Source organism: Streptomyces sp. NBC_00483 (assembly GCF_036013745.1).
Taxonomy (GTDB): domain Bacteria; phylum Actinomycetota; class Actinomycetes; order Streptomycetales; family Streptomycetaceae; genus Streptomyces.
Genome location: NZ_CP107880.1, coordinates 8,234,879 through 8,246,975, shown reverse-complemented (window position 1 = coordinate 8,246,975; position 12,097 = coordinate 8,234,879). Strand labels below are relative to the sequence as shown.

The window sequence follows — 12,097 nt, the reverse complement described above, 5'->3', positions numbered from 1 at the left end:
CTGCGTGCACATCAACGCCGCCGAAATCATCGGCACCGGCACGCCGATCCTCTTCGTCACCCTCGACTCACTGCGCTACGACGTCGCTACCACGGCACTCACGCAGGGCCGGACGCCGCACCTGGCCCGCCTCCTGCCGAACGGGACCTGGGAACGGCGCTGGACACCCGGCACCTTCACCCTCCCCGCGCACATCGCCTTCTTCTCCGGATTCCTGCCCAAGCTGCCCTCCCCACAGCAGCCACCCCGGCTGTGGGAATGCCGACCGCCCGCCTTCAAAGAAGTCGACAAGCAAACCTTCGTCTTCGACGCCCCCAACCTCCTGTGCGGCCTCAACGCCCACGGATACCGCACCGTATGCGTCGGCGGCGTCACCTACTTCTCACGCGAGACCCCGCTCGGCAACGTGCTGCCCGACCTGTTCGACGAAGACCACTGGCGCCCCGAGTTCGGCTCGCCCGAGCCCGACTCCACCCGCCACCAAGTCGACACGGCCCTCGACCTCGCCGCCCAATACGCCGAGCACCCGCTCTACTTGTTCGTGAACATCTCGGCAACCCACGTCCCACACGGCCACTACCTCGACGAACAGGCCGACACAGCGGCCTCGCAACAGGCCGCCCTGGCCTACGCCGACGCACACCTCGGACGCCTCATCGACCGCCTCACCGCCACCCGCCCCTGGCTGATCATCCTGTGCGCCGACCACGGGGACGCATACGGCGAGGACGGCTTCCACGGCCGCGGCATCGCCCACCCCACCGTCACCACCGTGCCGTTCGCCGCCTGGCTCACAGCGTGACCGCTACGCTCACCGCCCATGAGCGATGCACCCGCCCGCGACGCATCCGTCGTCGCAGCCCTCGACAACACCGGCAAAGTCGCCATCCTCAGCGCCCCCTTCCCCGGCCACGGCGGCGACTTCCTGTTCCTCCCCGGAGGACGACGCGAAGACGGCGAAGACGCACTCACCTGCGCAAAGCGTGAACTCAAAGAAGAGGCCGGCGTCACCGCATCGTCCTGGACCGCCCTGGGCAACTACGCCATGACACTGGCCTCAACCGCCCGCATCCACCTCTTCCTCGCCCAGAACCTGCACCTCGGACCACAGCAACTCACCGACACCGAGCAGGACTTCAAACTCGACTGGTGGCCGCTCAACTCCGCCCTCGACGCAGCCGAACACGGACGCTTCCTGCTACCAGCCGGCCCCCTCACACTCCTCCTCACGGTGAGGCGCACCAGCTGAGGTGAGGAGTTTTCATCCTGCCGCGGCTGCGAGATGACGGCCTTGACGCTCACGGTGATGCGCTTGGTGCTGCAGCGCAGTTTGCGCAGGAGGCGCCAGCACTTGAGCGTGGCCATGGCTGCTCGCCGACGCATCGGATCTTGGCGTGGGTGGTGTTGTGGCGACGTTGCCGTCGCTTGAACGGGATTCGGACGTTGCAGGCCGCGCCTTGATACGCCTTATCGGCACAGCGCTTGAGGCGTAGCGGGTGTCCCGCTCAACGATCAGAACCACGATCGAGTCATCACGAACCGAGGAGGATCGGACCTGAGTCCTCTCAGCGCCTCTCCCCCAACCCGACTTCGCGATTGACAACTGTCCTCCTTTTCATGACGCACGTCACCGACCGTTCCAGACGGCCCCTTTCCGGCCGCGTCGTCGCCCTAGCGTCGGAAGCCGCCCGCGGCCCACGCGGAGGCGTTCGGAGCAGGTACGGAGGAGCAACGACATGGACGAACGAGAGCAGCCACGGTGACGGCGGTCGTGGTGGAAGGCCTGCGGAAGGCCTACGGAAGTAGCGATGTACTGCGCGGCATCGACTTCGCCGTGGCTGAGGGCGAGATCTTCGCACTGTTGGGTCCCAACGGCGCGGGCAAGACGACCACCCTGGAGATTCTGGAGGGTTTCCGCGGCCGGGACACGGGCCGGGTGGAGGTGCTCGGCGTGGACCCCCAGGCCCCCGAGGCCAGTGGTGAGTTGCGGGAGCGGGTCGGGGTGGTCCTGCAGGACAACCCCGTCGAACCGTATCTCTCCGTGCGCGAGACAATCGCGCGAGATGCCGGGTATTACCGGGCGCCCCGGGACGTCGACCAGGTCATCGAACTGGTCGGTCTGCAGGAGAGGCGGGGTGCCAGGGTCAAAGACCTGTCCGGCGGGCAGAAGCGGCGTCTGGACCTGGCACTCGGCGTGGTCGGAGACCCGCGGCTGCTGTTTCTCGACGAGCCCACCACGGGCTTCGACCCGAGTGCGCGGCGCAGCGCCTGGGAGCTGGTACGGGAACTGCGGGACTCCGGCACCACCATCGTGCTGACGACGCACTACATGGACGAGGTGCAGGCGCTCGCCGACTCCGTGGCCGTGATCGCGGACGGCCGGATCGTCGAGTCGGGCACGCCGGCCAAACTCGGCGGGAGGGACCGTGCGCTCGCCAGGATTCGTTTCGAACTGCCGGAAGCCACGGAACTTGCGGACCTGCCGGTGTCGAGGGGCCTGACGGTGAAGGACGGCCTGGTGCACATCGAAGTGCCAGAACCTACCGCCCTGTTGCACTCCTTGACCGGATGGGCACTGAGCCAAGGCACGACGCTCGAGCGACTGTCCGTCGAGCGGCCTTCGCTGGAGGACGTCTACCTCGACATCACCCGCTCCTTCGAGAACAGCGAAGCCGACAAGGTCGGTGGAGTCGGAGAGCCTCAGCAGTCCGGCGCGCGTCGGCGCCGACGGAACCGGAGCCGCACATGACCGTCTCGACGTCGGCTCCCGCGGCCGCCACCTCCCTTCCTGCGGGCCCAGCGGGCCGCGGGCGCGCACGCCTCGTGATGCATCAGATCCGTTACGAGCAGCTTTCCTTCTGGCGCAATCCGCAGGCCACGGTCTTCACGTTCTTGCTGCCGGTGCTCGTCGTCACCATCTTCGGCGCGGTGTTCGGCGGCACCGAGAAGTCCGACTTCTACTTCGGCCTGTCCGGGATGGAGTACTACACACCGACGATCGCAGCGGTCTCCGTACTAGGAGCCTGCTACGGCCAGTTGGCCATCGTGCTGTCGACCCGGCGGCAGACCGGGATGCTCAAGCGGCTGCGCACGACCCCGCTTCCGGCCTGGATCTACTTCGTCGGACTGCTGGCTCACTGTGTGCTGGTCAGCGTCATCGATATCGTGCTGGTCATCGGGGTGGGCAGGCTCTACGGTGTCCCGCTGCCCGCCCACTGGGCGGAGCTCGCCCTCATCCTGGTGCTGGGCGCCGCGAGCTTCTGCGCCCTCGGGGCCGGCGTCGCCTCACTGGTAAGGAGTGCCGAATCGGCGCCCGCCCTGGTGCAGTTCATCCAGTTCCCACTGGTGTTCATCTCGGGAAGCTACTTCCCCATCCACGCCGGCACGCTGAACACCGTCGCCGGGCTGCTACCGGTCAGGCCCTTCAACGAGGCCCTGCTGGCAGCGATGACCGGGGCGTCCGGCGGTTACGGCTGGAAGCAGCTTGCGGTGCTGGCGGCGTGGGGCGTGCTGGGCGCGGTCGTGGCCGTACGGCGGTTCCGCTGGGATCCGCGGCCAGAGTGAGCCGCGGACGCACGGACGGCGGGGCCGCCTCCGGGTGGCCCCGCCCTGTCGTTCGTGCCTGATCAGCGGACCTGTCAGCGCCCGGCGAGGGCCGGTGCCGGACGAAGGTCGGCCCGGTAGAGCCAGTCGAGGTGAGAGAGGTCCTGGTGGTGTGTCAACTCGGCGTCGCGGGCCGCCTGTTGAGGACCGTCCGGGAGGTGGAAGGAATCGGCCCGCAGGCGTGACTGCCGGTGCACCTCGGCGGTACGGGGCATCCGAACGGCTTCGTACGCGCGCAGGGCGCCCGGCACGTCGTCACCGTGCCGGGTGAGGACGTCCGCCAGGACGACGGCGTCCTCCAGGGCCTGACTCGCGCCCTGGGAGAGAAAGGGCAGCATGGGGTGCGCCGCGTCGCCGGACAGGGCGACCCGTCCGGTGACGTACCGGTGGGACAGGTCCCGGTCGAAGAGGTCCCAACGCGTCACCGAGTCCGCGGTGCTCAGCACCCGCCGGACATCCTCGTGCCACCCCTCGAACTCGGCCATGAGCCCTTCGGTGTCGGCGGGAGCCCTGCCTGGGCCTGTGCCTGAGTGCGGGTCGGCGCACACCGCGCTGAAGTGAACCGTCCGTCCGGACGAGACAGGGTAGTAGGTGACGTGGCGACCCGGCCCGAACCAGAACATGACCCGCGGGTCGGTCGTGAAAGAGGGTACGGAGGAGGCTGATACGAGTCCCCTGTACACCGAGTAACCCGCGTGGACCGGCCGGTCGTCCAGCACGGCGGAGCGTACCGCGGAGTGCACTCCATCGGCGCCGACCACCACGTCGGCCGTCACTGATCCGCCGTCCGTGAAACGCAGTTCGGCGTGGCTCTCGTGGTCCACGACGCTGTCCACCGCCCGCCCCAGGGACAAGCCGCCATGTGGCAGCAGCTCCATGAGGCAGGCCTGCAGGTCGGCTCGGTGCACGAGGTGGTACGGCGCCCCGAACCGTTCGACACAGGCGTCTCCGTACGGGGCACGCGACAGCAGCGTGCCGTCGCTCCAGCGGCGCGTCTCGATGGCCTGCGCCGTGATGCCCTTGCGGCGCAGCGCCGCTTCGGCACCGAGCTCGTGGAGTATGCGGGCCCCGTTCGGGGACAGTTGGATCCCCGCGCCCGCCGCGCCGAGCGCTGCTGACTTCTCGTAGACGTCGCAGCGCACGCCGCGGCGGCGGAGCAGGATGGCGAGCGCGAGTCCCGACACTCCCGCCCCGACCACGGCGACCCGCAGGCTGGTGTCCGTCATGACGCTGATTCCCTTTCCTCTGCTGTTGCCGCGCGCTGCGAGGGCCGAGCGCCGGCCTCGTGGCCGTATAGCCAGGCTCGCTCGCGCAGGCCGGTAATGCCCGCGGCGTGCCGCAGCGCCTGGTCCCGTTCACGCTGCCGCGGTCCGTCGGGCAGGTGCATCGTCTCCGAGTGGCCGCGTGATCCCTGTTGGATCGCCGCCGCGCGCGGGGCCCGGGCCTGCTCGTAGGTGCGCAGCCGCTGCGGAATCTCGTCGGTGCCGGCGCCTGCGAGCAGCGAGGCCAGTTCCACCGCATCCTCGACGGCCTGGTTCGCGCCCTGCGCCATGAACGGGAGCATGGGGTGGGCGGCGTCGCCGAGCACGGTGAGGCGGCCCGCCGACCAGGTGTGCAGGACCGGCCTGTCGTACAGCGCCCACCGGCGGACGGTGTCCGCAGCGCGGGTGATGTCGGGCACGAGGCCGCTCCACCCGTCGAAGGCGTCGATGAGCGCGGCGGGGTCGCCCTGCGCGGACCAGGACTCCGCCGTCGCCGCGGCGAGCGGGGCGATCGCCGCGAAGCTCAACAGGCGGCCACCGGACACCGGGTAGCAGACGAGGTGCCGGCCGGGACCGAGCCACATCCTGATCAGCGGTTCCCGTGCCGCGTCGGGCAGCCGGTCGACCGGAATCAGTCCGCGGAAGACGCCGAGGCCGGAGAAGACGGGTGCGTCCCGGACGAGTTCTTCTCGGATCACGGAGTGGATGCCGTCCGCACCCACCACGAGGTCGGCGCGGTGCGTGGAGCCGTTCTCGAAGGTGAGGACCTGCTCGTCGCCGTCGGCGGCGACACTCGTCAACCGGTGCCCGAGTCGCAGCGGTTCGGGGCCGACCAGCCGGAGCAGCGCCCCTTGAAGGTCGGCGCGGTGCACGGCGTAGTAGGGCGCCCCGTACAGCCTTTCGCACGCGGCGCCGAACGGTGTGCTCGTGATCAGGTCGCCCCGGCGGCCGTACATGTGCATCTCTTCGATGGGGACGGCGTGTTGGGTGAGTGCCGCTCCGATGCCGAGACGCTGGAGGTGACAGGCGGCGTTGGGAGCCAGCTGCACCCCGGCGCCGATCTCGGCCATCGCGCGGGTCTGCTCGAATACCTCGCAGGGTGTACCGGACTCGGCGAGGGCCGCTGCCAGCGTCAGGCCGCCGATGCCGGATCCCACCACGGCGATACGCGGGCGGCCGGTCATGTCCGCACTTCCTGGTGGACGGGGAAGGCGCGCTCCAGCCACGCGTAGGTGCGCAGCTCGTCGAAGAGTGTGCGGCCGAGACGGTTGTGGAGCATGTGCACGTGCGAGACGACGATCTGCCCGGGCACGTGTTCTGTTGTGACGCGGATTTCCCGGACCAAGTCGGTCAGGGCCGCATGCCAGTTGACGAAGGGCCCGTGCTGGTCCGGGTCGACGGGCTTGGCGGTTCCCTCGGGGATGTGGCACAGCCGGTCGAGTTCGGCGGGAGTGCTGCCGAGGCCGGCCGCCCAGGCCCGCCAGGCCGTCAGGCTGTGGGCGTAGAACAGGGCCTGTTCGGCTCCGTCGCCGAGGGCGGCGGCCGCGGAGACGGTGGCACGCAGTGCGAGCGCGGAGCGGGTCTGTGGCGTCGACACGTGGGGCAGCAGCGCGACCACCAGCTCGCTCGACCGCTGGAACAACCGCTCGGCTGCGGGCATCAGGGTGGGGCCGCCGTACCGTTCGGTCTCCGGCTCGTAGACGGCACGGTGCACGCCCGGCGGCCGGAGCGCGACAACGGCGTGGTCGCTGCCGTACTCCCCGCGAGCGAGCAGTCCGGCCTCGGCTCGGTACGCCTCCTCTTTGAGGACTACCTCGCCCTCCGCCGGCCGGCCCGCGGTGGCGAGCAGTTCACGCAGCAGCGCCTCCACCCGGTCGTGCTCCGCGGGGCTCAGGTCGCCGATGCGGAGCCGGAGGTGGGGGCCCGCCTCCCAGTACCGGATGAAGAACCAGGGCGCGCCGTCGAGGGTCTGCACCACCGGGGCGATCACATGCTGCACCACACGGTCGAGCAATGACTGTGCGTTCGAGGCCAGGTGCAGGTGCCAGGCGGACCAGGCCGTACCGGTCCCCGTGGTCACCTGCTCGGCCGCTGTCTGCTGTGGCAAGGCGTTCTCCTCTGTCAGACTCTGATGTCCAGCAGCGCATGGGTCGCGTACCGGGGCGCGCCGACCACCGCGGCGAGCGCGATCATCTCGTCGGGATCCAGCTGGAGGATCCGCTGCGCGGGTATCTCGTTGAACGCCCGGACCGGACGCGCGAACATGCCGTACGCCGTGGTGGACAGGCACAGTCCGTGCAGGGCCCAGCCGCACCAGTACTGGGCCGCGCTCCAGCCGTTGGCACCGAGGCGCGCGAAGAGCTCGCGCGGCTTCACGGACATGAACCAGATCGCCGAGGCATTGCGGATGTCGCAGCCCGCGTCCGTGCTCAGCCCGTATCCGTACTCCGCCTCCAGGCGGGCCGCCGCAGTCCGGTCGGCGGACAGCGTGACGGCCTTGCCCGAGCGCACCCGGTGGATGCCGTCCTCGTAGCCGGACACATCCTGGGTGACGACCGTGAGAGCGATCAGATCCGACACGGCCGCGAGGGCCCGCCCCGGCGGCGGGACGCCGAGCCACCCGATGGCGTCCTCGACGGATCCCGCGGTCGTGCGGGTGCGCCGTCCGCTCATTCCGAGCAGCCCGCGAGGCATCCGGCCCGAGTTGCGCCGCCACATCAGCTCGGCCCATGACGGCGTGCCAGGAGGGGGCAGCGCATGTGTCGGAATCGCGGAGGGCACAGGACTTGGGGCGTCGCCGAAGGCTTGGGTGCGGTTGACGCGCACCAGGTCACGGAGCGCGGGCTCCTCGGGCTGCTCCTCCGGCTTCGAGACGTGGCATGACGGGGCAGGGGCCGTGGATCGGGGACCGATCTCGATGACCGCCGGCAGGGACCATTCCCAGCTCGGCGTCAGACCGAGTTCTTCCAGAAGCGCGGCGGAGCCCTCGTGCGGCAGCACCATCCTGGCGGAAAGCCCGAACAGTTCGAGGGACAACGCCAGTGAACGCAGCACGATCCCAAGTTCCAGATTCACCAGGGAGCCACGGAACCACTTGTAGCCGCGAGGGATGCGGGTGTATCGGCCGGTCAGTGCGATCCGGCGCTGCCGTCCGCGGTGGCTGCCCGAGGTGAGCGCGGTCAGGGTGTGCCGCTCGGGTTCGAGCAGGCTCCAGCGTTCCCCGTCGTCCACGAAGACCTGGACGGGGTAGAGGCAGCGGGGGGAGGCGTAACCGCGGTGCGGGTTGTAGACGTTGTCGGGGTCGGCCCATTGCACGCCGAAGGTCGCGACGAGCGCCCGCATCAGCGCTTCGTCGGGGTCCGCGACGGCCACCCGACCGTGTGGGAAGGCCGCACGGTCGAGGAACTCATGGGTTTCCCCGGGCAGTTCGGCGCGCGCCCCGCCGCGAACGCACGACGGGTCCGGCGGGTGCGTGTGCGCGGTCATCGGCGGCTGGTCCACCCAGGTCCAGGGCGGCACGGCCGGTTCGTCATCGCCCGCGCCGAATGCGTACCAGAGCGGCTCGCGTTCGATGTTGTTGTCGCCGAACGGGGCCGGCAGGTCGACGGGCGCCCGCCTGACCTGCGTCGGCTCATGGGAACGGGTGCGGGTCATAAGGGATTTCCCGGTTCTCCTGCGATGTGCCGGCGAGCGCTGCCGCCAGGCGGGGAAGATTCATCAGACGCTGCTGCGCGTGCCCGAAGCACATCGGCAGGATGCCCGGCACGACGGCCTTGGCGACGGACACGCCGGTGTCGGTGTGTTCGCGCGTGGTCTGGTTCACGAGGACGATCCGGTCCAGGCCCGCGGCGGCGTACAGCGCGCGGACGTGGTCGAGGGCTCCGCGCACGGTGCCGCCGGAGGCCCGGCGCAGCGTGTCGGGCCAGCCGGGGAACGCGTCCTGCGTCGTGGTCCGCGGTCCGCCGAGCACTTCGGTGACGCGGGACAGCTTCTCCGGCAGTGTGTACAGCTGCGGATGCTGTTCGAGCTCCACCAGTTTCCAGGGGTCGTCGAGCGTCTCCTCGGCCTCGCCCCGGTTCCACTGAACCTTGTTGGTGACGAGCTGGGCGACCTCGCGCAGGGCCCCACGGATCGCGGTGTCCGGGTTGGCGCCCGAGCCGCCGGAGGAGTACGAGGCCGGAAAGGGGTTCTTCCGGTTCACCACGAGCACCCACACGATCGGCAGGTCGATGTCCTGCCGGGCCACCAGGATGTGGACGTCGAAGCCGCGCGTCTGGATCAGGTCGATCAGACTCCGGTTCTCCGGGTCCGAGATCGAGTCGTTCGCGATCCGGGGCAGCGGCTGCCGGCGGTGCCAGGAGAGCAGGAAGGCGTCCCGTTCGGCGAGTTCGAGCAGGGAGTGCAGCGCGGCCTCCGCGAGGCTCGACCCGGCCGCGCAACCGCTCGACGAGTCGTGGAAGTACTTGCGCAGCGTGCCGGGTTGGGGCGGGTGTCCCGCGGCGCGAGCCCTCCTTGCCTCGACGCGGGCCGCGCGGGCCGCGTGCCGGGACAGTTTGAAGCGCTGTTCGTACTGGTAGAAGCCCGCCTCGGCGGGCACGAGCAGCGGATCGCCGGAGGCGAGGTCGTGTCCCCACACCCAGTCCATGGGGGTGTCCGGCGTGTACGGGAGCACCTGGCAGCTGGGGTGGGCCAGTTGCTTCTCGGTGTGCTGCCCGAGCGTGGTCGGGTCGAGGGCGCGGTCGGCCACCTCGCGGTGGGAGCGCTCGAGGAGCAGCGGGGTGTCGAAGGGGAAGCTGCCGAGCCGTTCGTAGGTCTCGATGATGCCGACGGGGTCGGCCTCGGCGAACGTCCCGGCCCGGCCGTGGCCCGGGGCGGCGGCGTCCGGTGCCAGGCACATGCTCATGGCGAAGGGCACGTTCGACTCGCGCATGATGGCCTGGACGGGCCCGAACCTGGCGTCCAGGAGGCGTCCGCGGAGGGTGCCGGGCTCGATGAGGTGCGCGCCGCCGGCCCCGCGAGTGGGGTCCGTGGACGAGAGGGGTTCGGCCGGCAGCTTCAGGGGCTCAGGGCGCCGACTGTCCTCCAGGACTGACCCGTGGTCGGCGCAGGCCGGGCAGAAGAAGCTGCGCGGGATGCGGTGCCGGCGCACGTACCGAGCGCCCACGGCGTACAACTCGCCCGGCGACAAAGGGTGTTCGGCGAGATTGTCCACGGCCGCGTCGAGCAGGAGGGGCAGCATGGGCTGGACCGCGCGGGGGACCGCGCGGGGTGCGTCCAGCGTGGTCGCCAGGGGGTGCTCAGCGGTGTTGCGTTCGCGTACCTCGGCGCAGCTCGCGCAGCCGGAGTCGGTGCCCGGCACCCATCGGGGCCCAATGATGACCTCGTCGTCGTACACCCGTACCGACACGAGTTCCTCGCCGTTGGCGGCGGCCTTCTCCCAGTGGAGTCGCTCCCAGGCCAGATCCCAGCCGCGGTTGGCGACCACCTTCGCGTCTGCCGAGCTGCCGAGCCGTCGCAGGGCCTCTCCCCAGGGTCGGGCAGCCCCTTGGAACCCGGGTCCGTACTGCTGTTCATCCTGCATGGCGGGGCTCCTGCGTGAGCTGTCGGGCACGGACGGGGCCGGACCAGAAGGGGATCTCGCCGAGGACCGGGTCGGTCCGCGCCCGCCGGCCCTCGTAGGAGACGCCCCGCTCGGCGCCGAGCCTGAGGGCTTGCTCGCGGAGCGAGCCGATCTGCTCCTCGTCCGCGGCGCTGACCGAATCCGTGACCAGCTGGGGCACATCGGCTCCGCTTCCGCGGGCGGCCTCCACCTGCGCACGGGCAAGTGCCGTACTCAGGGCCTCGCGGGTGGCGGTGTCCGCGTCAGGGGCCCAGGATGCTCCCAACGGCTCGCCGCTGTCGGTGATTTCGACGCGGGCGAGGCGCCAGTCGAGGCCGGGCACGTGGAGCAGGCTGGTGGTCAGCGGAGCCGGTTGCCACTCCTTGAGGATGCGGCGGATCCGGGCCGTCTCCTCGCTCTCCTCGATGTCCGTGTGCACGGACTCCGCTTCACCGGCGAGCAGCCGGAGGACTCCGTCGAGGAGCCAGCGCTCCTCGGTCGCACCGGCGGCGCCTGTCGCTCCCTGCGTCACGGTGGGCATGTTCCGCAGGACTTCCAGGGCGGCGCCCACCGTCGCGGAGCGCTGGTCGAAGGCCCAGACAGTGGTCCGGCCGACGCTACCGGTGCGCAGTGCCATGTCCCTTACGGCAAGAGGCATTTGAGGGAGTGTCTGTTCTGCCGGAGTCGCGGCGAACAGGCCTTTCCAGCGGGCAGTGAGCGTGTTGACCCACTCGATGGCCTCATCGGGGTCGGGAAGTGGGTCGGCATGTACGGCGTCCAGGGTCCGGAGCCCGTCCACCGGGTCGGCGCTGTGCAGCAGGACGCGCTCCGCGACGAGTTCGGTGCCGTGCACCACGTGGGCGGCACCGCCCTCGTCGAGCCCCGCGAGGACGTCGAGCACCAGCTGTCCCGCGATCGCCCCGGCCATCGCGTCGGCCACCGGCCGCGCGGCGGGGCCGAGTTCCTCCCCCTGTGCCCAGTCGAGCACCCTGCGATGAAAGGCGCCGAGCAGCGGGGCCTGGGCGGCATGCCGGATGACGGGGCCTACCTGCAGCACGTGGTCGTCGAGGAGAACCGGCACGATGGGTACGCCCTCGGATACCCACCCGGGAGCGGATTCACCGGAGCCGCACCACATTACGACGTCCGCGCCCTCGCACGCCGCGAGGCCGGTACCGTCCGGGGCGAGCACCTGGCCGACGCCGGCGCGGTCCAGTCCACGGGCCGCGGGACGTACCGCGGTGGCGGGGCCGATGAGGACCACATGGGCCGCGCGGATCGCGGCGAACGCGGTGTACGGGTCCGCGCACACGGACTCCACGTAGGCGAGCGTGCCCGCATACCGGTCCCGGTCGGCCGTGCTCGTACGGTCGCCGCGCAGGACGTCCTCGTCGAGCAGCATTCCGTGGTCGCGCAGCCCCCCGGTCAGATGGCGCACGACGGGCCTGGCCCGCTCAGTTCCGAGGGCGGCCACCAGGTCGTCCTCGGTCGTGCCTCGTTCAAGGAGGGGCACGCAAATGTCCGCCAGCTTGAACAGGTGGTCCCAGCCCTTGAGGACGAACTGGGTCCGTGCCCCGCTGAAGTAGACCCCGCCCGGCACCGGCGCGCAGTGCAGATACGGTCTTGCCCTCAT

10 protein-coding genes and 1 pseudogene are annotated in these 12,097 nt (G+C 70.4%); 4 read left to right on the top strand and 7 right to left on the bottom strand.

Annotation, left to right across the window (positions count from 1 at the left end):
• Positions 1–4 precede the first annotated feature (4 nt).
• Positions 5–802, top strand: a complete 798-nt coding sequence (locus OHA73_RS36755) for an STM4013/SEN3800 family hydrolase (RefSeq protein WP_327657273.1) — start codon at positions 5–7, stop codon at positions 800–802.
• Positions 803–820: 18 nt separating this feature from the next.
• Positions 821–1,249 (top strand): NUDIX hydrolase, encoded by a 429-nt coding sequence (locus tag OHA73_RS36750; RefSeq protein WP_266722528.1) that lies wholly within the window; start codon positions 821–823, stop codon positions 1,247–1,249.
• A 29-nt stretch (positions 1,250–1,278) separates the two neighbouring features.
• Here the strand turns inward: OHA73_RS36750 and OHA73_RS36745 are convergent.
• Positions 1,279–1,475: pseudogene (locus OHA73_RS36745) on the bottom strand (transposase family protein); the annotation flags it as partial.
• 284 nt (positions 1,476–1,759) lie between these two features.
• On the opposite strand from OHA73_RS36745, the gene OHA73_RS36740 reads away from it, so the two are divergent.
• A complete protein-coding gene (locus OHA73_RS36740) occupies positions 1,760–2,749 on the top strand; it encodes an ABC transporter ATP-binding protein (protein WP_266722527.1) in 990 nt (329 codons plus the stop codon).
• Entirely contained in the window at positions 2,746–3,564 is an 819-nt protein-coding gene (locus OHA73_RS36735; protein WP_443063170.1) for an ABC transporter permease, read from the top strand. Before OHA73_RS36740 ends, OHA73_RS36735 begins: the two co-directional genes overlap by 4 nt.
• Before the next feature lie 74 nt (positions 3,565–3,638).
• On the opposite strand, the gene OHA73_RS36730 is transcribed toward OHA73_RS36735, so the two are convergent.
• From OHA73_RS36730 to OHA73_RS36705, 6 genes are read right to left on the bottom strand one after another with little or no spacing between them, the layout of a single operon-like run.
• Positions 3,639–4,829, bottom strand: a complete 1,191-nt coding sequence (locus OHA73_RS36730) for an FAD-dependent monooxygenase (RefSeq protein WP_266722525.1) — start codon at positions 4,827–4,829, stop codon at positions 3,639–3,641.
• Positions 4,826–6,049 carry an FAD-dependent monooxygenase gene (locus tag OHA73_RS36725; RefSeq protein ID WP_266722524.1) on the bottom strand — a complete coding sequence of 408 codons (1,224 nt, stop codon included), beginning with the start codon at positions 6,047–6,049 and terminating at the stop codon, positions 4,826–4,828. Before OHA73_RS36725 ends, OHA73_RS36730 begins: the two co-directional genes overlap by 4 nt.
• Positions 6,046–6,972 (bottom strand): thiopeptide-type bacteriocin biosynthesis protein, encoded by a 927-nt coding sequence (locus OHA73_RS36720; RefSeq protein WP_266722522.1) that lies wholly within the window; start codon positions 6,970–6,972, stop codon positions 6,046–6,048. The genes OHA73_RS36725 and OHA73_RS36720 overlap by 4 nt, the downstream gene beginning before the upstream one ends.
• 14 nt (positions 6,973–6,986) lie before the next feature.
• Positions 6,987–8,519: a hypothetical protein gene (locus OHA73_RS36715; protein WP_266722520.1), complete on the bottom strand. Its 1,533-nt coding sequence runs from the start codon at positions 8,517–8,519 to the stop codon at positions 6,987–6,989.
• Complete coding sequence (locus OHA73_RS36710; protein WP_266722519.1) at positions 8,497–10,446, bottom strand: TOMM precursor leader peptide-binding protein; 1,950 nt, start codon at positions 10,444–10,446, stop codon at positions 8,497–8,499. The genes OHA73_RS36715 and OHA73_RS36710 overlap by 23 nt, the downstream gene beginning before the upstream one ends.
• On the bottom strand, positions 10,436–12,097 hold the full coding sequence (locus OHA73_RS36705; RefSeq protein WP_266722518.1) for a hypothetical protein: 1,662 nt from the start codon (positions 12,095–12,097) through the stop codon (positions 10,436–10,438). The genes OHA73_RS36710 and OHA73_RS36705 overlap by 11 nt, the downstream gene beginning before the upstream one ends.